24 protein-coding genes are annotated in these 25,701 nt (G+C 29.2%); 18 read left to right on the top strand and 6 right to left on the bottom strand.

The genetic code is table 11. The features are described 5' to 3' along the window. Window positions 1–2 precede the first annotated feature (2 nt). The 15 genes from tgt (at window position 3) to NNC19_RS01905 (ending at window position 16,969) form a co-directional block, all read left to right on the top strand. Entirely contained in the window at window positions 3–1,142 is a 1,140-nt protein-coding gene (gene tgt, locus NNC19_RS01975) for a tRNA guanosine(34) transglycosylase Tgt (RefSeq protein WP_310936917.1), read from the top strand. Between the two features lie 70 nt (window positions 1,143–1,212). Next, complete coding sequence (gene yajC, locus NNC19_RS01970; RefSeq protein ID WP_310936916.1) at window positions 1,213–1,482, top strand: preprotein translocase subunit YajC; 270 nt, start codon at window positions 1,213–1,215, stop codon at window positions 1,480–1,482. Window positions 1,483–1,536: 54 nt separating this feature from the next. After that, a complete protein-coding gene (locus tag NNC19_RS01965) occupies window positions 1,537–1,899 on the top strand; it encodes a TIGR04086 family membrane protein (protein ID WP_310936915.1) in 363 nt (120 codons plus the stop codon). Between the two features lie 80 nt (window positions 1,900–1,979). Beyond that, window positions 1,980–3,224, top strand: coding sequence for a protein translocase subunit SecD (gene secD / locus NNC19_RS01960; protein ID WP_310936914.1), 1,245 nt, complete (start codon window positions 1,980–1,982; stop codon window positions 3,222–3,224). A gap of 5 nt (window positions 3,225–3,229) precedes the next feature. Beyond that, window positions 3,230–4,102 (top strand): protein translocase subunit SecF, encoded by an 873-nt coding sequence (secF, locus tag NNC19_RS01955; protein WP_310936913.1) that lies wholly within the window; start codon window positions 3,230–3,232, stop codon window positions 4,100–4,102. 271 nt (window positions 4,103–4,373) lie between these two features. Further along, window positions 4,374–5,228 carry a DHH family phosphoesterase gene (locus NNC19_RS01950; protein WP_310936912.1) on the top strand — a complete coding sequence of 285 codons (855 nt, stop codon included), beginning with the start codon at window positions 4,374–4,376 and terminating at the stop codon, window positions 5,226–5,228. Between the two features lie 58 nt (window positions 5,229–5,286). Next, window positions 5,287–5,805 (top strand): adenine phosphoribosyltransferase, encoded by a 519-nt coding sequence (locus NNC19_RS01945; protein WP_310936911.1) that lies wholly within the window; start codon window positions 5,287–5,289, stop codon window positions 5,803–5,805. Window positions 5,806–6,056: 251 nt separating this feature from the next. Next, window positions 6,057–8,246 (top strand): bifunctional (p)ppGpp synthetase/guanosine-3',5'-bis(diphosphate) 3'-pyrophosphohydrolase, encoded by a 2,190-nt coding sequence (locus NNC19_RS01940; RefSeq protein WP_310936910.1) that lies wholly within the window; start codon window positions 6,057–6,059, stop codon window positions 8,244–8,246. 13 nt (window positions 8,247–8,259) lie between these two features. Then, window positions 8,260–8,709, top strand: coding sequence for a D-aminoacyl-tRNA deacylase (dtd, locus tag NNC19_RS01935; RefSeq protein WP_310936909.1), 450 nt, complete (start codon window positions 8,260–8,262; stop codon window positions 8,707–8,709). A 15-nt stretch (window positions 8,710–8,724) separates the two neighbouring features. After that, window positions 8,725–9,324: an MBL fold metallo-hydrolase gene (locus NNC19_RS01930; RefSeq protein WP_310936908.1), complete on the top strand. Its 600-nt coding sequence runs from the start codon at window positions 8,725–8,727 to the stop codon at window positions 9,322–9,324. Window positions 9,325–9,333: 9 nt separating this feature from the next. Next, window positions 9,334–10,764 (top strand): coproporphyrinogen III oxidase, encoded by a 1,431-nt coding sequence (locus NNC19_RS01925; RefSeq protein WP_310936907.1) that lies wholly within the window; start codon window positions 9,334–9,336, stop codon window positions 10,762–10,764. A 20-nt stretch (window positions 10,765–10,784) separates the two neighbouring features. Beyond that, the gene (gene aspS / locus NNC19_RS01920; RefSeq protein WP_310937001.1) at window positions 10,785–12,584 is read left to right on the top strand and encodes an aspartate--tRNA ligase; all 1,800 of its coding nucleotides are present in this window, start codon (window positions 10,785–10,787) and stop codon (window positions 12,582–12,584) included. Between the two features lie 137 nt (window positions 12,585–12,721). Continuing rightward, window positions 12,722–13,426, top strand: a complete 705-nt coding sequence (locus NNC19_RS01915; RefSeq protein ID WP_310936906.1) for an ElyC/SanA/YdcF family protein — start codon at window positions 12,722–12,724, stop codon at window positions 13,424–13,426. Between the two features lie 141 nt (window positions 13,427–13,567). Further along, complete coding sequence (locus NNC19_RS01910) at window positions 13,568–13,921, top strand: hypothetical protein (RefSeq protein ID WP_310936905.1); 354 nt, start codon at window positions 13,568–13,570, stop codon at window positions 13,919–13,921. 297 nt (window positions 13,922–14,218) lie between these two features. Next, window positions 14,219–16,969, top strand: coding sequence for a YhgE/Pip domain-containing protein (locus NNC19_RS01905; protein WP_310936904.1), 2,751 nt, complete (start codon window positions 14,219–14,221; stop codon window positions 16,967–16,969). A 92-nt stretch (window positions 16,970–17,061) separates the two neighbouring features. Here NNC19_RS01905 and NNC19_RS01900 read toward each other — a convergent pair whose 3' ends face one another. The 3 genes from NNC19_RS01900 to NNC19_RS01890 are packed head-to-tail and all read right to left on the bottom strand — an operon-like array spanning window position 17,062 to window position 19,419. Further along, a complete protein-coding gene (locus NNC19_RS01900; protein WP_310936903.1) occupies window positions 17,062–17,589 on the bottom strand; it encodes a J domain-containing protein in 528 nt (175 codons plus the stop codon). A 43-nt stretch (window positions 17,590–17,632) separates the two neighbouring features. Continuing rightward, the gene (locus tag NNC19_RS01895) at window positions 17,633–18,499 is read right to left on the bottom strand and encodes a DUF5685 family protein (RefSeq protein WP_310936902.1); all 867 of its coding nucleotides are present in this window, start codon (window positions 18,497–18,499) and stop codon (window positions 17,633–17,635) included. A gap of 11 nt (window positions 18,500–18,510) precedes the next feature. After that, window positions 18,511–19,419: a patatin-like phospholipase family protein gene (locus NNC19_RS01890; protein WP_310936901.1), complete on the bottom strand. Its 909-nt coding sequence runs from the start codon at window positions 19,417–19,419 to the stop codon at window positions 18,511–18,513. Between the two features lie 280 nt (window positions 19,420–19,699). Between NNC19_RS01890 and NNC19_RS01885 the strand changes: the two genes are divergently transcribed. After that, window positions 19,700–21,457: a DEAD/DEAH box helicase gene (locus NNC19_RS01885; protein WP_310936900.1), complete on the top strand. Its 1,758-nt coding sequence runs from the start codon at window positions 19,700–19,702 to the stop codon at window positions 21,455–21,457. A gap of 57 nt (window positions 21,458–21,514) precedes the next feature. Here NNC19_RS01885 and NNC19_RS01880 read toward each other — a convergent pair whose 3' ends face one another. The 3 genes from NNC19_RS01880 to zupT all read right to left on the bottom strand — a co-directional run bounded on the left by NNC19_RS01880 (window position 21,515) and on the right by zupT (window position 22,825). Then, window positions 21,515–21,775, bottom strand: coding sequence for a spore coat protein (locus tag NNC19_RS01880; RefSeq protein WP_310936899.1), 261 nt, complete (start codon window positions 21,773–21,775; stop codon window positions 21,515–21,517). 16 nt (window positions 21,776–21,791) lie between these two features. Continuing rightward, window positions 21,792–21,968, bottom strand: coding sequence for a hypothetical protein (locus NNC19_RS01875; protein ID WP_310936898.1), 177 nt, complete (start codon window positions 21,966–21,968; stop codon window positions 21,792–21,794). A gap of 80 nt (window positions 21,969–22,048) precedes the next feature. After that, window positions 22,049–22,825 carry a zinc transporter ZupT gene (zupT, locus tag NNC19_RS01870; protein WP_310936897.1) on the bottom strand — a complete coding sequence of 259 codons (777 nt, stop codon included), beginning with the start codon at window positions 22,823–22,825 and terminating at the stop codon, window positions 22,049–22,051. 167 nt (window positions 22,826–22,992) lie between these two features. Between zupT and NNC19_RS01865 the strand changes: the two genes are divergently transcribed. Beyond that, window positions 22,993–24,093 carry an AI-2E family transporter gene (locus NNC19_RS01865; RefSeq protein WP_310936896.1) on the top strand — a complete coding sequence of 367 codons (1,101 nt, stop codon included), beginning with the start codon at window positions 22,993–22,995 and terminating at the stop codon, window positions 24,091–24,093. Window positions 24,094–24,175: 82 nt separating this feature from the next. Then, window positions 24,176–25,474: a homoserine dehydrogenase gene (locus tag NNC19_RS01860; RefSeq protein WP_310936895.1), complete on the top strand. Its 1,299-nt coding sequence runs from the start codon at window positions 24,176–24,178 to the stop codon at window positions 25,472–25,474. The last annotated feature ends 227 nt before the right edge of the window (window positions 25,475–25,701 follow it).

The following is a 25,701-nucleotide window of genomic DNA, read 5'->3' as shown; positions in this document are numbered from 1 at the left end:
AATTGTCTAAGAGATATACATTATTAAAGAAAGACAGAAAGGCAAGAAGAGGTAGATTTGTAACACCTCATGGAACTATTGAAACACCAGTTTTTATGAATGTTGGAACATTAGCAGCTATTAAAGGTGCGGTTTCATCAATGGATTTAAAAGAAATAGGATGTCAAGTTGAATTGTCAAATACATATCATCTTCATTTAAGACCATCTGACAAGGTGGTAGCTAAAATGGGTGGTTTACATGAATTTATGAATTGGGATAGGCCAATACTTACAGATTCAGGTGGATTTCAAGTGTTCTCCCTTGCAGGGATTAGAAAGATTAAAGAAGAGGGAGTTTATTTTAATTCACATATAGATGGAAGAAGAATATTTATGGGTCCCGAAGAATCAATGCAAATACAAAGTAATTTAGCTTCAACAATTGCTATGGCTTTTGATGAATGTATTCCTAACCCATCAACAAGGGAATATGTTTTAGATTCAGTAGCTAGAACAACTAGATGGCTTGAAAGATGTAGGGTAGAAATGGACAGATTAAATTCACTACCTGATACTATAAATAAAGAACAAATGCTATTTGGAATCAATCAAGGTGGAACATATGAAGATATAAGAATAGAACATGCTAAAGAAATAACTAAAATGGATTTAGATGGATATGCCATAGGTGGTCTTGCAGTTGGAGAAAGCCATGAAGATATGTATAGAGTTATAGATGCTGTAGTTCCACATCTTCCAGAAGATAAACCTATATATTTAATGGGGGTTGGTACACCTACTAATATACTTGAAGCAGTTGAAAGAGGTGTAGACTTCTTTGACTGTGTACTTCCAGCTAGAAATGGCAGACATGGGCAAGTTTTTACTAAAGACGGAAAGATAAATTTAATGAATTCAAAATTTGAATTAGATAAGAATCCAATAGATGAAGGTTGTCAGTGCCCTGCATGTAAAAATTATACTAGATCGTATATTAGGCATTTATTTAAAGCAAAAGAAATGTTAGCTATGAGATTATGTGTACTCCATAATTTATACTTTTATAATAAACTTATGAAAGATATAAGAGAAGCTATAGATGGAGACTATTTTAAAGAGTTTAAAGAGCAAAAACTTAAAGAATGGAATGGAAAAGGATAGTATTGACAATTAGTAGAAAAAAATGTAAACTACTCTACATATTATATGTTTAAGGGAGGAAGTTTAAAATATGGAACAAATTATTTCATTCGCACCGTATTTAATAATAATAGTAGTATTCTATTTGTTTTTTATAATTCCTGAAAAAAAGAGAAAAAAACAATATGATACTATGCTTGATGGTCTTAAGGTTAATGATGAAATTATGACAAGAGGAGGAGTAATAGGAAAGGTACTCTCTTTTAAAGATGACACTGTTGTTTTAGAATCAGGACCAGATAAAGTAAGACTTAAATTTTCAAAAAGTGCAATAGCAAATAAAATATATAAACAAGATTAGAATAGTCCCCCCTAATACTACATAAGATTTAGTATTAGGGGGTGTTTTGTTTGTATGAAAAGATATATAAAAAATGTTATTAAAGGATCTTTATTATCTACCGTATTATGTATTATATTGATTTTTTTTCTATCTCTTGTTATGATTAAAGTAGATTTTGCCAAAAGTATATATATTGTAATCTATTATGTTATAACGTTAACATCTTTGGCGGTAGGAGGTATTATTACTGCTAAGGTGAATGAAAGAAAGGGATGGTTATCGGGAGCATTAGTTGGAATTTTATTTTTTATATTGATGTTAGTGTTTTCATCAATATTCAAAGAAGACAGCATTATGGGGAGTGGAGAATTATATAAGTTATTGATTTATGCAATAATTGGCGCAATTTCCGGAATTTTAGGAGTTAATATCTAAAAAATCTTTATTCTAAAATAACCATATGCTATAATTAATACATTGCGAAAATAAAGACTCTAATACTGAGGAGGAGAAAAATGAAGACAAAAGGGAAGAGTTCGGTATTATTTATACTATGCACAGTTGCTATTATCGCATTTACCATTCTAGGATTTAATGGTTTAGAGGTAGCTGGCTGGAAAGTTAAATCATTTAATGAAATGATTACAAAAGGATTAGACCTTCAAGGTGGAGTTTCTGTTACTATGGAAATTCAAGAAGATGAAGTATCTAAGGAAGATTTAGAAAAAACTAAGCAATCATTAGAACTTAGAGTTAACAAAATAGGAGTGTCAGAAACAGCTGTTTCAACTGAAGGTGATAAAAGAATAAGAATAGAAATTCCTGGTAAATATGATTCGGCTGGAATTGTTGATGACTTAAGCAAAACTGGAGAATTAACATTTAAATCACCAGAAGGAGACGTTCTTTTGACAGGACAAGATGTAGAAAAGGCTTCAGTAACATCAGATCCAACTACAGGTAAGCCACAAGTATCTTTGGAGTTAACTTCTGAAGGGCAACCAAAGTTTGCGGAGGCAACTCAAAAATATCTTGGAAAGCAAATTTCAATTAACATGGATGATCAACAATTAAGTAATCCAAGAGTTGATACAGTAATCAATGAAGGGAAAGCTTCAATAACTGGTCAATCTTCATTAGATGAAGCTAAAAAATTAGCTGGGTTAATTAATGCAGGAGCACTTCCTGTTACAGTTAAAGCTGTTCAAGTTGAAACAGTTGGTGCTGAACTAGGTGCTACGGCTTTTCCAAATGCTTTAAAAGCTGGAGCTATTGGTATAGGGTTAGTTTATTTATTTATGATTGCATTCTATAGAAGACTTGGAATAATATCAGCAATTACAATGACTTTCTATACATCTTTAACTTTACTTATATTTGGTGAAGTAGGAGCGGCACTTACATTGCCTGGTATAGCAGCATTCTTACTTACAATTGGTGTAGCGGTTGATGCCAATGTACTTATGTTTGAAAGAATAAGAGAGGAACTTAAAAAAGGAATTTCTTCTAAAGCTGCTGTAAAGAAAGGTTTTGATGAAGCTTTATCATCTATAGTTGATTCAAATCTTACAACTATTATTGCATCATTAGTACTTTATTTCTTTGGAACTGGTTCAGTAAAAGGATTTGCTGTAACCTTGATGATAGGTGTTGTAGTAAGTTTATTTACAGCTTTAGTTGTCACAAGATTTATGCTGAATAAAGCTGTGGAAGCAGGCTTATTAAGCAAACTATCTCATTTTAGAGTGAAGAGGGGGTAGAGTTTATGCTTAGAATAGTAGAAAAAAGAAAAATTTGGTTTACTATATCCGCTATTATAATATTAATAGGGATAGGGTTTATGGTTTTTAAAGGATTGAATTTTGGTATAGACTTTAAAGGTGGTACTGTAATACAAATCCAATTAAAAGATGATTTTAATAAAGATGAAGTAGATGGAATTACTAAAAAATATGCAGCAGATGCAGTTACTAATGTTATAGATGGAAACAAATATGAAGTTAAATCAAGTGATTTAAACAGTCAACATGTTAGTGATTTAGTAAATGATCTTAAAGAAAAGTATCAACTTGAAGATAATGCTCTATTATCACAAAGTGAAATTGGAGCTTCTGTAGGGAATGATTTAAAGAAGAATTCTATAGTTTCATTAGGGATAGCATTAATAGCAATGCTTATTTACATAGCTATTAGATTTGAATTTAAGTTTGGTATAGCTTCAGTTGTAGCATTAGCACATGATGTATTAATAACATTAAGTGTTTATGCGGTGTTTAACATTCCGATTAATACACCATTTATAGCTGCAATGCTTACTATAGTTGGTTACTCAATGAATGATACAATAGTTGTATTTGATAGGATTAGAGAACTTTCTAAGAAAAATAGAAGAAAAGATGTTGTAGAGATTGCAGATACAAGTTTAACACAAACTATTGAAAGGTCAATTAATACAACTTTAGCTACATTACTTACAATTATAGCTTTAAATGTATTAGTACCTTCAGTAAGAGATTTTGCTATGCCACTAGTAATTGGTATAGTAGCAGGAGCATATTCATCAATTTTCATAGCATCACCAATTTGGGTTATCTTAAAGAAAAAGATGAATAAAAATACTAAAACTGTGACTGAATAGTTTATTGTGAATTAAGGGTAGATTTAAATTCTACTCTTTTTTCATTCAAAGATGGAAAATAAGTAAGAAAAATAACTAAAAAATGAAATTTTTTCTATAAAAGTGTATGACTGTTGTATATAAAGCAATACTATATATAGGTAGTAAAAGTTAAATGACACAATACATAGTATGTATTGAAAATTGTTTATAAAAACCATGAAAATCGTTTGCTATTATAGGCAATATACACTATAATATAAATGTTTTCTTATTTATGGAGGAGTAAGTAATGCGTAAATTTTGGGAGAGTATTTATTGTCCTAATTACATAACTGGATATAATCCCTTTCTACTTAGACATATGAATGGAGCTATTGAGAAACTTGTCTACGCAATAAACAATAGAAAAAAAATAGTGGTTTATGGAAACTCTTCAGTAGATGCTATATGTTCAGTAGCATCATTGAGCCTGATTTTAAGATATTTAAATGCAGATGTTGAATATCTTATACATGAGGGAGGGGAGATACGTAATTCAATAGATTGTAATGATATTCGAGAAGGTATTGATTTCCTAGGAGCTGACCTACTAATAACATTAGGAGTAGATTTAAAATCACAAAAGGAAGAAAGACTTTTGCGAGATTTAAATATAGATTTAATTGTTGTAGAAAATAAAAAAACAGTGAGGGAAAGAAATTATGTCTATATTAATCCTAAGCAGAAGGGCTGTGAATATAGGTACAAAAACCTGTCTTTAAGTGCGTTGACTTTTAAAGTAATGCAAGCTATTGCAATATCCTATAACATGAAGAATATAAATAAATATTTAGATTTAATACTTATAGGTGGACAATGTGCAAAGGTTAGTTTAAGAGGCGAAAATGGAGTAATATACAGAGAAGGCAAAAAGTTTTTAGTTAATACAAATAATCATGGATTAAGGGCAATAATTAATTTAGATCAGATTAAAGAATTGAATGATGAAGATATTGTTAATATTATAGAACTTATCACTCCAACTGTTAATACAGTAGGAGTAGTTAGCAATGCTAGAATAGTTCTTGAACTATTAACTACTGGAGATGAGTATAGGGCTAAACAGATAGCAAAATACTTAAACAAATTAAAAGTGCCAGTATAATTGGTGCAATACATAAATAAATACATACATATATAATAATTATTTTGGAGGAGTAAGTATGAATTTAAAAGATAAAATCAGAGTGATTGAGGACTTTCCGAAGGAAGGAATTAGTTTTAAAGACATAACTACACTAATAGGTGATGGAGAAGCACTTAAAGCTTCAATTGATAAAATTGTTGAACACTTAAAGGATAAAGAAGTAGATTTGATAGTTGGACCAGAAGCAAGAGGATTTATTTTTGGAGTTCCTGTTGCATATGCATTAGGGGTAGGGTTTGTACCAGTAAGAAAAAAAGGTAAACTACCAAGTGAAACAGTTTCAGTTAATTATGGCTTAGAATATGGAACAGATACTCTAGAAATTCACAAAGATGCAATTAAAAAAGGACAAAAAGTTGCTATAGTAGATGATCTATTAGCTACAGGTGGAACAATAGAAGCAGTTGCAAAACTTGTAGAAAGTGTTGGCGGAGAAGTTGTATCTCTTGACTTTGCTATTGAATTAACTGAATTAAAAGGAAGAGACAAGTTAGAAGGATATGATATACTTTCATTGGTTGATTATGAAGTATAGTAAAGATGTTTAAGAGAAACTCTATACAAAGGGTTTCTTTTTTTGAATTTTTTCAACATTAGTTTGTGAAATGAAAGCATGATAAAGTTTAAAGAATGTAGTAAAATTATTGCTATAAGAACTAATAGATGTAAATCCAAAGAAAGATTGTTGAAAATAGAAAAATAATATTATATAATATTTTTTATAGGTGGCTGGTTTAAAGACCAGCCTTTGATTTTAGAAAATAATGTTTAGGAGAGATTATCCTTATGATAGATACCTTGCTAAAAAAAATAGAAGATAATTGTATTAATGTTGATGTTGAAATGGTAAAAAAAGCTTATAAGTTTGCAGAAGATGCACATAAGGAACAACTTAGGGAATCAGGTGAACCGTATATAATACATCCTATAGATGTTGCTGAAATATTAGCTGAGCTTGGTATGGATACTAATACCATAATAGCTGGACTTCTACATGATGTTTTAGAGGATACTTCATGTAGTTATAAAGAAATGAGTGAGATTTTTAATCCAGAAGTTGCTAGCTTAGTGGATGGTGTAACTAAACTTGGCAAAATAAAATATAAGACTAAAGAAGAACAACAAGCCGATAATGTAAGAAAAATGCTTTTAGCAATGGCAAAAGATATCAGAGTAATAATAATTAAATTAGCTGATAGACTTCATAATTTAAGAACTTTAAAGTTCATGCCTAAAGAAAAACAAAAGTTAAAAGCTAAAGAAACATTGGACATATATGCTCCACTTGCTCATAGACTAGGTATGTCTAAAATTAAATGGGAGCTTGAAGATTTATCATTTAGATATTTACATGAGGAAGAATATTATGAATTAGTTCATGATATAGCAGAAAAAAGAGTTGAAAGAGAAAGTTATATACAAAATATAATGGAGGAAATCACAAAGAATTTAGAAGACTCTGGTATCTATTCTGAAATAGATGGAAGACCAAAACATTTTTACAGTATATATAAAAAAATGGTTAATAAAAATAAGAGTCTTGAACAGATATTTGATTTAACAGCTATAAGAATACTAGTAAACTCTGTTAAAGATTGTTATGGAGTTTTAGGAATTGTACATACTATTTACAAACCTATTCCTGGAAGGTTTAAGGATTACATAGCTATGCCAAAACCAAATATGTACCAATCATTACATACTACAGTTATTGGCTCTCAAGGCAAAACATTTGAAATACAAATAAGAACTTTTGATATGCATAAAACTGCTGAGTATGGTATAGCAGCTCACTGGAAGTACAAAGAAGGTAATGATTCTGGTGAAGATAAGGAACAAAATTTTGAGCAAAAGCTTGTTTGGCTAAGAGATATGCTTGAGTGGCAGAAAGAAACTTCAGATGCAGAAGAATTTATGGAAGGTTTCAAGATAGATTTATTTTCTGATGAAGTATTTGTATTTACCCCAAAAGGAGTGGTTATTAATTTAGGAAGTGGGTCAACACCAATAGATTTTGCGTATAGAATACATACAGATGTAGGAAATAAGTGTACTGGAGCTAAAGTTAATGGAAAAATAGTGCCACTTGATTATAAGTTAAAAACTGGTGAAATAGTTGAAATAATAACATCTTCATCATCAAAAGGACCAAGTATGAACTGGCTTAGTATTGCTAAGAGCAATCAAGCAAAGAGTAAAATCAGAGCTTGGTTTAAAAAGGCGAAAAAAGATGAAAATATTAATAGAGGTAAGGAACTTTTAGAAAAAGAACTTAAGAAACAATCTATAAATTTTTCTAGTATTGCTAAAGGGGAAATATATGAAAAGATTCAAAAAAGATATAATATACATAACATAGAAGATTTATATTCAAGTATAGGACTTGGGAACATTAATGCTTCTAATTTAATTACAAGATTAAAAGAAGAAACTAATGCAGAAAAGGAAAAATCTTCTCCAGAAGCAGAAAATAAATATATAGAAGAACAAATTGCAAAGGCAGAAAGAAATGCAAAGAGTTCAAAGGATTATGGAATTACTGTTAAAGGTGAGAGTAATCTCATGGTTAGATTTGCAAGATGTTGTAACCCAGTTCCAGGAGATGATATAATGGGTTATATTACAAAAGGAAGAGGGGTGTCTGTACACAGAACAGACTGTAGCAATTTACAATCATTAATTGACTATGACCCTAATAAAGTATTAGAAGTTAATTGGGGAACTCAAAAGGGAGCCTCCTATATTGCAGAAATTAGAGTTAAAGCAGAGGATAGAAAAGGAATACTTTCTGATATTACAATGGTTATAACAGATTCTAATCTGTATTTAAATTCATTAAATGCAAATTCCTCTAAAGGCAAGGAGGCATTAATAAGCATAAAAGTGAAGATAGACTCGATAGAACAACTTAAAGAGCTTATGAAAAAGATAAGAAGACTTGAAGGTGTTACTGATGTATTTAGAATGAACAATTAAAGGATGTGTATGGATGAGGGCTATAGTACAAAGAGTTAATTCCTCAAGTGTAAAAGTTGAGGATAAGATTATAGGAGAAATAAAAAGGGGATTTAATGTTCTTCTTGGAATTTCTAAAGAAGATACAAAAGAAGATACAAAATATATATGTGACAAAATTTTAGGACTTAGGGTTTTTGAAGATGAAAATGACAAGCTGAATCTTTCTATACAAGATGTTGAAGGTGAGTTACTAGTAATTTCACAGTTCACTTTATATGGAGACTGTAGAAAAGGTAGAAGGCCTAATTTTATGAATGCTATGGGTGGAGAAGAAGCTAATAAACTTTATGAAGAGGTTATAGAAAAACTTAAAGAATCAGGACTTAAAGTTGAATTTGGAGAGTTTGGGGCTCATATGGTAGTAGACATTATAAATGATGGTCCTGTAACTATTATGTTGGATAGTAAAAAAGAATTTTAAAGTGAGGTGCTTAACATGATTATTAAGACAATAGTAGTTGGAGCAATTGAAGAAAATTGCTACCTTATAGTAGATGAAGAAAGTAAAGAGGCAGTTGTAGTAGATCCAGGGGCAGAAGGGGCTGCAATAGAAAATGCTATTGAAAATTTAGGTGCAAAGCTTAAATATATTTTATTAACTCATGGACACTTTGATCATGTAGGAGCTGTTGAGTACTTAGCAGATAAATACAATGTTCCTTTTTATATAAATGAAAATGATGAAGAATGGATAAAAAGGGATAGTTCAGTATTTGGACCACTAAGAAAAGCAGATGGTAATTTAAATGATGGAGATGTATTAAATTTTGCAAACAAATCTATTAAGGTAATAACAACCCCAGGTCATACAGAGGGAGGAGTTTGTTTCTTAATTGAAGATAAACTGTTTTCAGGAGATACATTATTCCAAGGGTCAGTAGGTAGATCTGATTTTCCAGGAGGAAGTTTTGAATTGTTAGTAAGTGGCATAAAAAATAAATTATTACCACTTGGTGATAATATTGAAGTTTATCCAGGGCATGGTGGAAAATCTACTATAGGATATGAAAAAGAGAGAAATCTTTTTTTAAGTTAAGGAGTAAAAATGGAGATAAATATAAAGTTAAATGACTTTAAATATAGATATGATGTATATCAGATGTTTAATATTTATTTCCCTCTAGATGAAATTAAGTTTTCAGATCTAGAGGGAGATTATTATGTTAATATAGATTTAAATAAAATTACTTTTGATTATAAAGAATGCCATAATGAAGTTTCTGTAAAAGAAGATGAACATATAAAAGAAACTATAAAAAAAGTTATATTTGAATCTTTAGGTAAGATTACAAAAGAAACTTATCCTTGGGGAACTTTAGTTGGTATTAGACCTTCAAAAATAGCATTAAAGCTTTTAAGAGAAGGAAAATCAGAGGAAGAGATCAAAGAATTTTTTTATGAGAAACATTTTACTTATGGAGATAAAGTAAAGCTTTGTATTGATGTAGCAAATTCAGAAGATAGATTTGTAAATAAAGATGAGAAAACTATATCTATTTATATAGGAATGGCTTTTTGTCCTACTAGATGTCTTTATTGCTCATTTGCATCAAATCCTATAGGTGGGAATAGGAAATTAGTTTCACCTTATTTAGAAGCTCTCAACTATGAGATAGAAGAAATACATAAGTATATAGATGAAAAATCCTTAAAAGTTGAGACTGTTTACTTTGGTGGAGGAACACCAACGTCAATAGATGAAGAAGAATTTGAAAATATTATGAATAAGATATATAATTCCTTTGTAGACAAAAGAGAGATAAAGGAATTTACTGTAGAATGTGGCAGACCTGATTCTATAACTATGAAAAAGTTAGAAACTATGAAAAAGTATGATGTTTCTAGAATAAGTATAAATCCTCAAACTATGAATGATAAGACTTTAAGTCTAATTGGAAGAAATCATACTTCAAGTGATGTAATAGAGAAGTTTAATATGGCAAAATCCTTAGGATTTGAAGATATTAATATGGATATGATAATAGGGCTTCCAGGAGAAGGGCTTGAAGAAGCTAAACATACTGCAGAGGAAATTAGAAAACTTTCACCAGATAGTTTGACTGTACATGGACTTTCTTTAAAAAGAGGGTCTATTATGTATGAAAATTTTATCTTAAAAAAAGGCTTAGGATTAAAGAGTCAAGATGAAGTAATGAAGATGTATTCTGAAAGTAAGCATTTAGCTGAAAGTCTAAAATTAAAACCATATTATATGTATAGACAAAAAAATATGGTTGGAAATATGGAGAATTTAGGGTATGCTAAAGAAGGTAAGGAATGTATTTATAATATCCAAATGATAGAAGATAAGCAGACTATAATCGCACTGGGTGCAGATGCTGTAACAAAGGCTGTATTCTTAAAAGATAATAGGATAGAGCGTTTTGGAAATGTCAAAGATGTTAGGGAATATGTTAACAGAATCAAAGAAATGGTAGATGGTAAAAAAGAATTACTTGATACTTTATATACTTAATTAAGAAAGGAATGACTAAAATGGGAGAAGCTTTAGGTGGCTTAAAGAGAAGTATGTACTGTGGAGAACCTAGAGAAAGCCATATAGGAAGTAAAATTACTCTTATGGGATGGGTTCAAAGAAATAGAAAATTAGGAGGTCTTAATTTTATAGACCTTAGAGATAGAGAAGGAATAATGCAAGTAGTATTTGGTGAAGAGATAAATGCAGAAGCTTTTGAAAAAGCTAAAACGGTTAAACCGGAATACTGCATTGCTGTAACAGGAGAAGTTGTAAAACGTGAATCGCCAAATGAAAGTATGCTAACTGGTATGGTTGAATTAAAATGTGAAAGTGTTAAAATTCTTTCAGAATCAGAAACTCCTCCAATATATATAAAGGAAGGATTAGATGCATCAGAGCAAATAAGATTAAAGCATAGATATCTTGATTTAAGAAGGCCAGATATGCAAAAAATCTTTATGATAAGAAATAGAACATCAAAGGCAGTAAGAGATTTCTTAGATAATAACGGATTCTTAGAAGTAGAAACACCAACTCTTACTAAATCTACACCAGAAGGAGCAAGAGATTATTTAGTACCTTCAAGAAATTATCCAGGAATGTTTTATGCACTACCTCAATCACCACAAATATTTAAACAATTATTAATGGTATCAGGTTTTGATAAATATTATCAAATAGCAAAATGCTTTAGAGATGAGGATTTAAGAGCAAATAGACAACCTGAATTTACTCAAATCGATTTAGAAATGAGCTTTGTTGAAGAAGAAGATGTAATAGGAATTAATGAAAAACTAGTAGCCCATGTATTTAAAGAAGTTTTAGGGCATGAAGTTACACTTCCTATTCCTAGAATGACATTTAAGGAAGCTATGGAAAAGTACGGTTCAGATAAACCGGATATAAGATTTGGTATGGAAATAACTGATTTAACTGAGATAGTTAAAGATATTGATTTTATGGTATTTAAATCAGCCTTAGAAGTTAATGGCTCAATTAGAGCTCTTTGCTTAAAAGGTGGGGCTTCTATGGGAAGAAAAGACATAGATAGATTGGGCGAATTTGTTAAAGGATATAAGGCTAAAGGATTAGCATATATTCAATTAAAAGAAGATGGAATAAAGTCACCTATAGCTAAATTCTTAAATGATGATGATATGAATAATATTATAACTAAGATGGGAGCAGAAACTGGAGATTTAATCCTTATAGTTGCAGATAAGAATTCAGTAGTATTCCAAAGTTTAGGGGCATTAAGACTTGAACTTGCTAAGAAATATGAGCTAATAAAAGATAAGAGTGAATTTAAGTTTACTTGGGTTACAGAATTCCCATTGTTTGAATATAGTGAAGAAGAAGAAAGATATACAGCTTGCCATCACCCATTTACAGCACCAATGGATGAAGACTTAGGTATGATAGAAACAGATCCAGGCAAAGTAAGATCAAAAGCTTATGATTTAGTTTTAAATGGGGAAGAATTAGGTGGAGGATCTATAAGAATTCATAATATGGATCTTCAAGAAAGAATGTTCAAAGCATTAGGCTTTACAGAAGAAGAGGCTTGGGAAAGATTTGGATTCTTATTAGAAGCATTTAAATTTGGACCACCACCACATGGAGGATTAGCATTTGGTCTTGATAGAATGATAATGTTCTTAGCTGGAACAGATAACATTAAGGATGTTATAGCATTCCCTAAAAATCAAAATGCGTACTGCTATTTAAGTGAAGCTCCAAACATAGCTGATGAAAAACAACTTTCTGAACTTGGAATTAAGATTGATGTTAAGAAAGAAGAAAAAATAGAACAATAAGTTATTAAAAAAGTTCTGATTTAGTTTTAATATACTTTATCAGAACTTTTTTGTTGCAATAAAATTAATATATATTTAATCAATGTTATATGTTTTTAATGTATAATTTAGATAAATAACTTGATGAGGGTAAGATAATGAAAAAAAATAAAGTTTTAAGAGTAGTATTAAAAATAGTTATTGCTATGTTAGTTTTGTTAAGTATAGGGGTTATAGTTGGACTAGTATTAATATCAACAGTTCAAAAAAATGGAGAAAGTAAAATAGTATCAGTGGAAGATATCCCTAAAGATGTTGATGCTATAATAGTTTTGGGGGCAGGAGTAAAGTCTGATGGTTCTCCATGTGATATGCTTGTAGATAGGTTGAAAACTTCAATTGAAGTATATAAAAAAGATAATAATAGTAAGTTTCTTTTATCAGGAGATCATGGTAAGCAAAATTATAATGAAGTGGGAACAATGAAAAAATTTATACAAGAAAATTGTAATGTAGATGAGTCAAAAATTTTCTTGGATCATGCTGGTTTTTCAACTTACGAAAGTATGTATAGGGCAAAAGAGATTTTTAAAGTTAAAAAGGCAATTATAATAACTAATGAATATCATCTTCCAAGAGCATTATATATTGCAAATAAATTAGGCATTGAGGCTTATGGAGTTAAATCAGATATTAGAAATTATGTTGGGATTGATATATATAAAGGTAGAGAAAAGTTAGCTCAATTAAAAGATTTCTTTACTGCTTTTATAAAACCAAAATCAACTTATTTAGGAGAAGAAATTCCAGTGAATACTTCAGATGGAAGAGTAACTGATGACAAAATATCAAAAATTAATTAAAAGTAAAAGAATGGTTTTAAAAAACATATAAAGCCATTCTTTTTTTATAGAAAATATTAGAAAAATTTAACAAATAAATGTCAAGCTTTTGTAAATGTATACGATAATATAATAACGATCAATTAGAAAGGGGGAACTAATATGGCTATTGATATCATTCGTATTTTATATGAAAAAGCTAGTAAAGTAGAAAATAGTCAGGTGAAAAAGCCTGCTGTGATTTCAGCCGTTAGTAATAACTATAAGAAAAAAAATGAGCAAACCAAAAAGAATTTTAAGAAAGCCTTGGTTAATGCACAAAAAGACATATATGAAAAACCAGAGCATAAAGAGGATGTTAATGAAGTTATTATTGATTCAAGTTTAACCAATTTAATTTATGAAAATAGTCACTTAGGTACAATTGTGCAAGAGGAAATAGCAAAGAATCCAAGACTCAGTAATTTACTTAAGGATAAGTCAAAAATAAATAGGGAACCCTTAGATAAAATTTAAATTAAAAATCTATATGGGTTAAAATTAAATTAATGCTGAAGAAAATTAATAAGGTGAAGTCAAAGAAAGTCAGATATCAAAAATTAATATGTTTTTGATATCTGACTTTTTACTGTTTTAAAGATAGATAAAAATGAAATTATTACTATTTGTTAAAAAAGTAGTATAAATGAGTATAAAAGAATAAATTTAGATTGAATAGAAAATTTATACAAAATTAAACTTGACTAATGGTCATTTTGGGTGTAAATTTAATATTGTTCAATGGAAACTATTAGGTAGAAAGGAGGTAAAGAGATGAATTTTATAAAAATAGCAGGATCAGATATAAAAGGTATTTTCAAAAATAGGTTTATAAGAGTAAGTGTAATAGCAATCATAATAGTACCTCTATTATATTCTCTATTATATTTAGATGCCTTTTGGGATCCATATGGAAGACTCAAAGATATGCCTGTAGCAGTTGTTAATTTAGACCATGGAGCAAATGTAGATGGTAACTATCAAAGTTATGGGCAAGAGTTTGTTGACAAACTAAAAGATGATGACAGAGTTGGTTGGAAATTCGTTTCAGAAGAAGATGCGAATGAAGGTCTTGAAGGTAACAAGTATTATGCAAAATTAGTAATTACAGAAGACTTTTCAAAGGATGTAGCAAGTGCAAAGGAGGGGGCTCCTAAGCAGGCAAGCTTAAAATTTGTGTGTAATGAAAAGAAAAATTTCTTAGCATCTCAAGTTAATTCAAAGGTTGAAAGTGCATTAAAAGAAGAAATTACAAAAAGTGTTACTGATACTTATGTAACGGGTGCCTTTGATAATCTTTATAAAGTAAAGGATGGTATGGGCCAAGCTGCTGATGGTAGTGGACAAATTAATGATGGACTTACAACATTAAATGGCAAAGTGCCAGAACTTGCAGATGGAACTAATAAGTTAAATGATGGTTCAAATCAACTATATAATGGACAGGTTGACCTAAATAGCGGTATTTCACAATTAAATGGTGGACTTGGAACATTAAATAATAAAATAGGACCACTTAATGAAGGGTTAGCATTATTAAATAGTAAAGTTCCTAAGTTTGGAAGAGTAAGTGAACTAAATGATGGAATAATTGAAATTAATAATAGATTAGGAGAAGTCGCATATGGAAATGGAACTCTTAGTACTGGGCTTGGAACATTGGTTAATGGACAAAGTGTACTTAATAATGGATTAAAATCATTGAATGATAATAGTCCAACACTTGTTCAAGGCGTTGGAAAACTAAATAATGGAACTAGCACATTACAATCTGCTATTAATCAGTTATATAATGGATATACAACTCAAATTTATCCTGGTGTTAGTGCTATTGATGATGGGCTTAAACAAATGCAAGCAGGCCTAGTTAAAGGTTCTTCAAATTTAGATAATTTAAGTAAAGCTTCTAAAGATATTCAAGAAGCTGGCACTCAAGTAACAAATGGTTTTTTAGCTATAAAGAATAGTTATACTCAAGTAAATGAAGGCGTGAATAAACTTATCGTTGCATCTACAAATTCAGCAAAAAGTATGGATACTGTAGAGCAACTTTTAAAGGCAGGAAAAACTGAAGAAGCTCTTAAAATAGTTGAAGGAATTAATGCGGCAAATTCTAAATCAGCAAATGATATTGCTAAATTAAAGCAAGGTGCTTCTGATTTGGCTACTGGTATAGATCAATATAATGCCAAAGTTTCACAATATATAACTGGTGTCAACAAATTAGCTACTGGAGCTAATACATTAGTTAGTAATGTTAGTGGTATTTCTAATGGTGTTAGTAAGTTAAGTGATGGCTCTGGGAAGCTTAAAGCAGGTTTAAATACAACATTTGGGCCAGGGCTTGAAGATATAAACGGTGGAGCTGAAAATTTAAACAATAAATTTACAGTTTTAAATGATCAAATGCCAGCTTTAACTCAAGGAATATCTAAACTATACCTAGGGTCAAATAATTTAACAAAAGGATCATATGAACTATTTAAAGGATCTAGAGTTATATTTAAAGGATCATATGCACTATACTTAGGCTCAGCTAGAGAGAGAGAAGGAATAAATGAATTATATAAAGAAGTTCCAGCTTTACAAACAGGAGTTCCGCAATTATATTCAGGTTCAAATGAAGCAGTTGATGGAATTAAAAAACTGTATTCAGGATCAAATGATGCATTAGCGGGATCGAAAAAACTAGTTTCAGGACAAGGAGATCTTAAGGATGGTATTACTACCTTAAATGGAAAAGTACCAGAGTTAAAAGATGGAGTTACAAAGCTTCATGATGGTTCAAATGAATTAGCTACCAAATTAAAAGATGGTTCAAATGAATTAAATGATGGACTAGTTAATACATCGCAAGATATGGGAACATTTGTGGCAACTCCAGTAAACCTTGAAGTTGCACCAATAAATCCAGTTCCTAACTATGGCTCAGGTTTTTCACCATACTTTATAAACCTATCATTATGGATTGGAGCAATAATGATGTTCTTCGTAATTTCAGCAAAAACTGAACAATACGAAGGGGCAACTAAATTCGATAAAGCCTTTGGTAAATTCTTATCCTTTGGATTTGTTGGAATTCTACAAGCAGTGCTTGTTGGTATAGTGGTATTAACATTAGGATTATCACCTGCAAATATGCCATTATACTTTGCTTCATTAATCTTCTTCTCACTAGTATATATAGCTATAGTTCAATGTTTAATTTCATTGTTTGGTGATGCAGGAAGATTACTTAGTATAGTATTATTGATATTACAATTAACAGCTTGTGCAGGTACATTCCCATTAGAATTAGTACCAAGATTCTTTGTGGTAATAAATCCATTTATGCCATTTACGTATTCAGTAGATGCATTAAGAGAAATATGCTCAGCTTCCGTAATTAATTATGGTGTACTTTGTAAAGATTATATAATACTAGCAATAGTATTGGTTGTATTCTTAACAATTTCTATTGCAGGAGCAACATTTGGAGAAAAAATGCAAAGAGTAATAGAAGGAAGAAAATCAGGAATGAATTAACTTTAAAAAGACTGGGGGATCCCAGTCTTTTCTTATCTAAGAAATCTAGCAAAAAATTCTTGCTAAAGTTCTTGATTTTTAATTTGCAATCTTTAACACAATCCATTTTTGTTATTATTATTATTATTATTATTTCCATTGTTTCCACAAAGTCCAGAAAGAGCATTTCCACCCTGAGAACCATTATGATTGTTTTTCAAATTTCCTATTTTTTCATTTAACTTATTTATAGTTGCTGTATACTCATCATTATATGGGTTTAAAGTGGCTGCCTTCTTTATGTGATTAACTCCAGAATCTATCCAACCCTTTTTTATTAAAAGGATTCCCTTTAAGTAATTCCATTCAGCAGAAGAAGCATCAGAGAAAACATTAAGCTTTGCTTCAGCTGCAACAAATTCATCTCTTTCTATAAGATCTCTTACCTCCTCACAAGCCATTGTACTTGTAATAATTCTATAAGCTTCATTTGCTTCATTAATTTTTTCTTCATTAAAGGATTTAAAGGAGTCATTTTCAAGAGTATCTAAATTGTAAGATTCTAAAATATTTTTATATGCATCTTTAATTTCCTTTTCAGAAGAATGGGGTAATACCCCTAAAATTTTATAAGGATCCATTAATATATACTCCTCATATTTATATTGATATATAGTAAATATATTATAATTTATAAGAAATATTCATATATTTTTCAATTAGCCCCCGATTTATAACATTGTCAATGATTCCTTCGTTTTTAGAAATAGGTAGTTCTTTTATAAGATCACTACAATGCATAGCAAGCCCCATTAGTAAAAAATCTAAGTTCTCTTTTATTTTTTTTATAAAATCTTCATAAGGCAGATTATATTTATTATATGCCTTTTCAATAGGATTAAATTTTCCATTTTCCATATCTTCTTTTAAATCATCTAAAGCATCTATAAGATAAATCCATTTTCCAAATGCGTACCCAAAACTATAAAGGCTATTTCGCGTTTTTGCTGTATCTATATTTAAAGTAAAAGGAGCTTCTTTTAAAATTTCTCCTATAATGTGGCCAAAAGGATGTGCAATTTCATCTAATTGGTAAGAACAATTCGAAATTTCAATCAAGTGAAGTTCTTCAAGATTATTTTTGATTATATTATCAATATTTTTATAAGCTAGTTTTCTTTTATAGAGCTGTAATGATAGTGATAGAGTTTTGCTAGCTAAATTATTGTCGTCTATAACATCATCTAAAGCATTGTAGTAAATCAATGCAATATTTAAGTTAGCTGAATATATCAAAGGTGGATTTTCAGAAATACAAACTCTTTTATTAATTGGATGTCTTATACATGAAATAGGATAAGTTTTTGTTGTTTCATTATACAATGAGTCAAGAAGAACAGCAAAAAATGTTACATCATAATTCAATCCCATTCTTGGGGGATTGCCAAATTTTTTCTTTATACACATACATAAGCCACAGTAATAATGTCTAAAAGTTTCTAAATCCTTTACTTTTAACTCATCTTTAACTAGAGTTATATAGCCAAACACATAAGATCCTCCTATTTAAGAAATACATTTTGAATAAAATAGTTAGCTTTAGTTAAATCATATTTCTGAGCTATATTCTTTAGAATAGTAACTTTTTTATAATCATCAAGCTCTATATCTATAGGAAGTTTAGGATTAATTCTAAAGTAATTATCATGAAGTAATGTTTTGCAGTAGAGATTTTCTAGTGGAGCTGTATCATTTAATAAAACTGAAACTAAAGGTAATTTTACTGACGAAAATGGTCTAAAGGTCCAGTCAATAACTCCCCAATTTTTAGTGTTATCTGAAATTGCCTTAGGCACACTTCCGGTTCCAATTGATAAAACTTTAAAATCATTTATATCATATTCTGGAAATTTATGCATTACTGTTATAACTGCTGCTATTGCAGGTGAATTTGTTAAAATTCCTCCATCTATAAAATTATTATGAGAAGGAAAGTAAGTAGGAGCTGCTGAAGTTGCAAGGGCGACATCTAAAATTTTTTCAGAGTTATAGTATTTGTGTGAAATATTATTGAAAAATACACCCTGCCAATGGTTACTTGTTATTCCACTGAGACTAAATGCTGGTATAAATATATATTTATCTAAGTCACCAATGGTTGTTTTATTTTTACTTATAGAAGAAACTAATTTTTTTAAGTTTTCATTTTTATAACGTGGATGAAAAAGATTAAATCTTCTATGGGAAAATACTTCTTTAACATTTTCAAAAGAAAAAAAATTATCAGCCTCGTCACCATTAATACCAGCAGCTAGGCCTAATGATATTAATCCTCCAGATGAAGTTCCAGCAAAAAGATCAGTTTTATCTAAAAGAGCTTTATTATTATCACATAACCTTTTTAATATTCCAGCAGATAAAGCCCCTTTAACCCCACCTCCATCAAAAGAGATAATTCTAAAGGTAGACATAATGTCACCTCCTTTTAAAACTCTCTAACAATAATCTATGTAATAATCATAAAGTTGTTATTATAATAAAGAAATTTTTAGTTATTTTAAAGATAGAGTTAAATTAAATGTTTCCAAAGAGATTATTTGAAATATTTAAAGTGGTTTTTATGCTAAATAGAAAATTAGTACTAACTATATAAATTGAGACTTAGACTAATTGGAATAATAATTTGTAGTATAATAAAAATATATAATTGGAAAAAAATATAGATTGAATATATTCTACTGGAGGAAATTTATGAAGAAAAATGCAGCGCAAAGAGAATTTAAGAAGTTAAAGAGTCAAATAAATCAAATAGAAGAAATTGCACATCATTCCAAAGGTGGTGCGCTTCATGAGCATGAATCAGCTGTAAGAAAGAAGATACTTCTCTTAATGGAAATGGAGAAGGAAGGGTTTAAAGAATATGGAGATGTTTTAGATAGATATAATGATATTTTGGAAAGTATAGGAAAAAGAATTTTGGAGGATTATAATAAAAAGAATAATAGCGAGTTTGATTATTATGAAGTTGCTAGAGGAAATTATAATTCTCTTTTAAATTCAGGTATAATGACTGTTCTTACAAAACAACATATACCTAAGATGATTTCAGAAGAATTCGAAAAAAACTTTCCTGAAAATCCTAAGGATGAATATAGAGAAGCAAGAGGAATAAATAGAAAATTTGTTATTCATTTAGGAGATACTAATACAGGTAAAACTTATAATGCCATTGAAAAACTAAAAGAATGTAAAAATGGAGTATATCTTTCACCCCTTAGAATTCTAGCTCTAGAAAATTATGAGAGATTAAATAAAGAGGGAATTGTTTGTGATCTTCAAACTGGAGAAGAAGAAATCCTTCATGAGGGATCAACTCATGTATCTTGCACAATAGAAAAACTAAATTTAAAGAAACAATATGAGGTTGCAGTAATAGATGAAATTCAAATGATAGATGATTCACAAAGAGGAGCTGCGTGGAGTAGAGCACTGCTGGGAATAAGAGCAAGAGAAATACATGTATGTGGTGCATTAAATGCTAAAGAGATTATAAAGAAAATATTAGATGATTGTAAAGACCCATATGAAATAAAGGAATATAAGAGAAGTATTCCTTTAGAAATTCAAGAAAAAGAATTTAGTCATAAAGATATTGAAGATGGTGATGCTATAGTTTTATTTTCTAAAAAGAGAGTATTAAACTTGGTTCAAGAATATTCTGAAAAGGGAGAGAGGGCAAGTATAATTTATGGAGATCTTCCACCAGAAGTTAGAAGAAAGCAATACGAGCAATTTATAAATAAAGAAACAAAAATTTTAATAACTACTGATGCAATAGGTATGGGAGTAAATCTTCCTATTAGGAGGATAATATTCTTATCTACTAAGAAATTTGATGGAGAAGAAGTAAGATTCTTAACATCACAAGAAGTAAAGCAAATAGCAGGAAGAGCAGGAAGAAAAGGAATATATGATGTTGGATATGTGGCTTCAACCGGAAATAATAGTGAATTTTTAAAAGAAAAAATTAAAGAAAAGGATAGAGAAATAACTAAAGCTGTCATTGGGCCTTCTGAAGCTATACTTAGAATTAAAACTCTTCCATTAATAGAAAAGTTAGCTCTTTGGAGCACTAGAGAAGAAAAGCTTGAATATTACAGAAAGATGGATATATCAGATTATATAATAATTTTAGATAGAATAAAAAGATATAAGCTTAAAGAAGAAATTCAATGGAATTTATTAAAAGTACCTTTTGATGTGACCAATGATGATCTTATGGAACAATTTTTGTTTTATGTAGATGAACTATTTGTTGCAAAACTTAAAGAAATATCAAGACCAGTTGTACTTAGTGGAACATTAGATGAATTAGAAATATATTATCAAAAAATAAATATTTACTATTCATTTTGTAAACTATTTAATCTTAAATTTGATGTAGAATGGATTTATGACGAAAGAATTAATGTAAGTGAGCAAATAAATGAAATATTAATAAAATTATAGTACTAAGCAAAAGAGGTAATTCAACTAGTGAATTATCTCTTTTATAAAGGTACCCTATTATAAGGGATTAGCTACTTGTGCAAATTTATTTTTAACCTTATCTATAGAAGTTTGAGGTACTTGTTCTAGTTTGTACCAACCTTTTTGTTGCATTAGTTTAAATGTTTCATTCTGTCTATCAAGAGTTTGATTTAACAGTTTATTAAAATCGTAACGAAGAGGGTCTGTGGAAGATTCTTGCACGCCAAGTTGGTAAAGTGATGCTAAATTTTTTTCAAGTGTGAGTATTTCGTTTGTCATTTCTTTATCTCCAAGCATAATATTCACCATCCTTCTATCTTAATAGTTGATATAATGTTGTTATGTTTTGTTTGTGATAGTTTGCTAAATTTGTAAAATGAATTTTTAGATCAGAATCTTGAGTGTTATTACTGTTGTTTAAGCAACTCTTTTGAGCTAACTCTTCAGCACCTAGTAAATCTTCTAAATATAAAAGTTCTTTTTCAGTCATAAAACTACCTCCTTTAATCTTAGAAACAATTTTATTTTACCTCTAATTTATTTTCATTATGCTATGAAAAAACTTATATATCATAGAAAAATATGACTAATTGGAATAATACAAATACCTAAAACTAAAGAAAAAATATACAAAAAGTTAAATCCATATACTCTAGATTCAGGAATTAGCTCTTCAAAGGAAATATAAATCATTATTCCAGCCACAACACCAAAAACTATACTTAAAATTACATCATTTATATAAGGTTTTAAAAATAAAAATGCAAGTATTGCTCCAAAAGGTTCAGCCATTCCTGAAAGAAAAGTGTATTTGAAAGCTTTAGTTTTGCTTTTAGTTGAATAGTAAATTGGCATTGCAATAGATACTCCTTCAGGAATATTGTGGAGAGAAATAGCTAAAGCGATAGAAATCCCTAAAGTAGTACTTTGATAACCTGATACATATGTTGCAATTCCTTCTGGGAAGTTATGTAGCATTAATGCAATCATAGATACAAAACCAACTCTATATAAGTTGTTATTATTTTTATTAGTTAATAGAGTGTTTTCTTGAGAAGGAATGAAATGATCTATTAAAAGTGCTATTATAACACCAATAATTAAAAATAAAAGAGATAATAATACTCCATTAAACTTACCAAAATTTTTGGATAAAGTTTCTTCAGCTGCAGGAAAGAGATCTGTGAAAGAGATTGTTATCATAACTCCAGCAGAAAAACTTAAAGCAAAAGTTATTAATCTTTTACTACCAGACTTGGAAAAAAAAACAATAAAAGCCCCTAAGACAGTAGCCAAGCCAGCTAGTAATGAAAGGAAAATTGGTATTATTGAACGTAAGTCAAACATTATAAACTCCTATAAATTAATCACTAATAATATATTTATTTAATAAAATATTAAAAATAACCTTTTTAGTAACTATTATAAAAGTTATGAAAAATTAACTTGTGTATTTGTGATAAATATTTTATAATGCATAATAACAAAAAGTGGGAAAGGAGAAGATAAATAACATGAAAGGTTTTATTACAAGTATTGGAGAATATCTTTCCCCAGGATTAATAGTTTCATTAAGAAAAGTTTTGAAATTTTTGCTTGTTTACACAATAGGATTTCTATTGTTGTTGATGGGAATTAGATATGCAATCCCTTTAGTTATAGCTATTATAATAGCATTGATTTTAAGACCATTAAAAAATAGAATATTATCAATAAATAATAAATTAAAAAGATTTAAACTAACAGATGGTTTAATTTCTTTAATATTGACACTTCTATTAATATGTTTTTTGGGAATAATATTATTTGTTATAGGATATCAAATAATTGATCAATTTAAAAATTACTATACATATATTACAGATAAAGAAACAACAAATAACATATTGAATTTAGTTAGTAGAAAAGTACAAAATATTTTAAATAATATAGATAATATAAATCCAGATATAGCACAAAATATTAATGAAGGAGTATCAAAAATTATTTCATTAGGAACATCTATTATAGCTAAACTAGTTGAAAATATAATAAATATTGTAGTGTCTATACCAAGTGGTATAATTATAACTATTATTACAATAGTATCAACCTTCTTTGTTACTAAAGATATTGATAAAATTCTGGAAGGTATGAAAGGTGCTTTTTCTGAAAAAGGTTTAAATTTACTTAGAAGACTTAGAAAAAAGAAAAATCAAATATTTGGAGGTTATATAAAAGCTTATTCTATAATACTAACAGTTATAGGAATTTATAGCTCTCTTATTTACATATTGGTAGGAATAAAATATGCTTTTGTAATTGGTATTTTAACAGCAGTGTTGGATGCTCTTCCTCTAATTGGAGCAGGAATGGTTTATAGTGTTATTGCTATAATAAGACTTTCTATGGGAGATGTTAGAGGAGCCATAATAATGGCTGTTGGATATATTGGAGCTGTTGCAATTAGACAATTCTTAGAGCAAAAGCTTGTATCATCATTTTTAGGGGTTCATCCATTAATAATTATTATTGCATTATTCTTAGCATTTACACCAGTTGGATTTATTGGAACATTTTATTTTCTAGGTGCATTTATTTTATATGGAGCTATCAATTACCAAAATGATATTTAGACCCTAGAAAAATAATAAAAAAAGTAATATAATAGAAAAGTATATGAAAAGTTGGGGAAAAATAAGAAGGGGGAAGTGTAAAATGAAAAAAGTAAAAATTGCGTTATTAGGTCTAGGTAATGTTGGTCGTGGAGTTTGGAACATTTTAAAAGAAAATGAAGAAGAGATAATGAAGCGTTCAGGATGCAAAGTTGAAATAGCTAAAATTCTTGTAAGAGATTTGAATAAACCTAGGGGAGTAGAAGTTCCAGAAGGATTAGTTACAACAGATTTTAATGAAATTTTAAATGATGATTCTATTAAAATAGTTGTTGAGGTTATGGGTGGGATAGAACCTGCTAGAGAATACATGATAAAGTGCATGAATAAGAAAAAGCAAATAGTAACAGCTAATAAGATGTTACTTGCAACTAATGGAGATGAACTTTATAAAAAAGCTGATGAAGAAGGGGTAATGTTTAATTATGAAGCTAGTGTAGCTGGTGGAATCCCAATAATTCAAGCTATAAATGAAAGTTTAACTGGAAATAGAATTGAAGAATTATATGGAATAGTTAATGGAACTACTAATTTCATTTTAAGTAAAATGGAACTTGAAGGTAGTAATTTTAATGATGTACTAAAATTAGCTCAAGAGAAAGGCTATGCAGAAGCTGATCCAACATCTGATATAGAAGGTTTTGATGCGCAATATAAATTAGCTATATTAGCATCTTTAGCTTTTGGAACAAAAGTTGATGTGGCTAAGGTATATAGAGAAGGCATAACAAAAATAACAGATGTAGATATGGAATATGCAAAAAGTTTTGGTATGGTAATAAAATTACTTGCTATAGTTAAAGATGTTGAAGGAAAACTTGAACTTAGAGTACATCCAACTATGATTCCAGAAACTCATCCTCTAGCAAATGTGTATGATTCATTTAATGCGGTGTTTATAAAGGGAAATGCTGTAGGAGATTTAATGTTTTATGGAAGAGGAGCAGGAGATTTACCTACAGGAAGTGCTGTAGTTGCAGATATAATTTCTATAGTACGAACAAATATAGATTTTGAAAATCCAGTTTCGGTAGTTAAGAATAATTTATGGAATAAAGAAATTTCCGAGGTGGATAATATTGTGAGTAAATATTATATTAGAGCAACTGTAGCAGATAAACCAGGAGTTCTAGGTGAAATAAGTGCAGTATTTGGAAAACAAGAAGTGAGTTTACATTCAGTAATCCAAAAAGGTGATGTAAATAATAAAGGTAAAGTTACTTTAGTTTTAGTAACTCATATGACAAAGGAAGCAAGTATAAGAAAAGCCCTAGAAGAATTAAATAGATTAAATACAGTTGAAGGCATTGAAAACTTAATAAGAATAGAAGATTTTGAATAAAATAATTAAAAAAAAGTACACACAAAATACTAAAATATATAGTTTTTTTGTGTACTTTTTTTATACTTTAGCTTATTAATACAAAATGTATTAATAAGTATATTATATTAATAAATACTTATTGGATAATGGAAATGGTACAAGTTATATTTTATATAAAAAATCAAGAAAAATCAAAAGCTATATGGTTTTAAATAACTTTTTATGTTAAAATAAAAACACTTTAT

The sequence above is a fragment of the Clostridium sp. SHJSY1 genome, assembly GCF_031626875.1.
Lineage (GTDB): Bacteria > Bacillota > Clostridia > Clostridiales > Clostridiaceae > Clostridium.
The sequence above is the reverse complement of the archived record's forward strand: the minus strand, read 5'-3'. Positions and strand labels throughout refer to the sequence as shown.

Bases quoted from the DNA above. Each gene is read 5' to 3' on its own strand.
- yajC (WP_310936916.1), top strand. From the start codon at position 1,213: ATGGAACAAATTATTTCATTCGCACCGTATTTAATAATAATAGTAGTA.
- NNC19_RS01965 (WP_310936915.1), top strand. From the start codon at position 1,537: ATGAAAAGATATATAAAAAATGTTATTAAAGGATCTTTATTATCTACC.
- secD (WP_310936914.1), top strand. From the start codon at position 1,980: ATGAAGACAAAAGGGAAGAGTTCGGTATTATTTATACTATGCACAGTT.
- secF (WP_310936913.1), top strand. From the start codon at position 3,230: ATGCTTAGAATAGTAGAAAAAAGAAAAATTTGGTTTACTATATCCGCT.
- NNC19_RS01950 (WP_310936912.1), top strand. From the start codon at position 4,374: ATGCGTAAATTTTGGGAGAGTATTTATTGTCCTAATTACATAACTGGA.
- NNC19_RS01945 (WP_310936911.1), top strand. From the start codon at position 5,287: ATGAATTTAAAAGATAAAATCAGAGTGATTGAGGACTTTCCGAAGGAA.
- NNC19_RS01940 (WP_310936910.1), top strand. From the start codon at position 6,057: ATGATAGATACCTTGCTAAAAAAAATAGAAGATAATTGTATTAATGTT.
- dtd (WP_310936909.1), top strand. From the start codon at position 8,260: ATGAGGGCTATAGTACAAAGAGTTAATTCCTCAAGTGTAAAAGTTGAG.
- NNC19_RS01930 (WP_310936908.1), top strand. From the start codon at position 8,725: ATGATTATTAAGACAATAGTAGTTGGAGCAATTGAAGAAAATTGCTAC.
- NNC19_RS01925 (WP_310936907.1), top strand. From the start codon at position 9,334: ATGGAGATAAATATAAAGTTAAATGACTTTAAATATAGATATGATGTA.
- aspS (WP_310937001.1), top strand. From the start codon at position 10,785: ATGGGAGAAGCTTTAGGTGGCTTAAAGAGAAGTATGTACTGTGGAGAA.
- NNC19_RS01915 (WP_310936906.1), top strand. From the start codon at position 12,722: ATGAAAAAAAATAAAGTTTTAAGAGTAGTATTAAAAATAGTTATTGCT.
- NNC19_RS01910 (WP_310936905.1), top strand. From the start codon at position 13,568: ATGGCTATTGATATCATTCGTATTTTATATGAAAAAGCTAGTAAAGTA.
- NNC19_RS01905 (WP_310936904.1), top strand. From the start codon at position 14,219: ATGAATTTTATAAAAATAGCAGGATCAGATATAAAAGGTATTTTCAAA.
- NNC19_RS01900 (WP_310936903.1), bottom strand. From the start codon at position 17,589: ATGGATCCTTATAAAATTTTAGGGGTATTACCCCATTCTTCTGAAAAG.
- NNC19_RS01890 (WP_310936901.1), bottom strand. From the start codon at position 19,419: ATGTCTACCTTTAGAATTATCTCTTTTGATGGAGGTGGGGTTAAAGGG.
- NNC19_RS01885 (WP_310936900.1), top strand. From the start codon at position 19,700: ATGAAGAAAAATGCAGCGCAAAGAGAATTTAAGAAGTTAAAGAGTCAA.
- NNC19_RS01880 (WP_310936899.1), bottom strand. From the start codon at position 21,775: ATGCTTGGAGATAAAGAAATGACAAACGAAATACTCACACTTGAAAAA.
- NNC19_RS01875 (WP_310936898.1), bottom strand. From the start codon at position 21,968: ATGACTGAAAAAGAACTTTTATATTTAGAAGATTTACTAGGTGCTGAA.
- zupT (WP_310936897.1), bottom strand. From the start codon at position 22,825: ATGTTTGACTTACGTTCAATAATACCAATTTTCCTTTCATTACTAGCT.
- NNC19_RS01865 (WP_310936896.1), top strand. From the start codon at position 22,993: ATGAAAGGTTTTATTACAAGTATTGGAGAATATCTTTCCCCAGGATTA.
- NNC19_RS01860 (WP_310936895.1), top strand. From the start codon at position 24,176: ATGAAAAAAGTAAAAATTGCGTTATTAGGTCTAGGTAATGTTGGTCGT.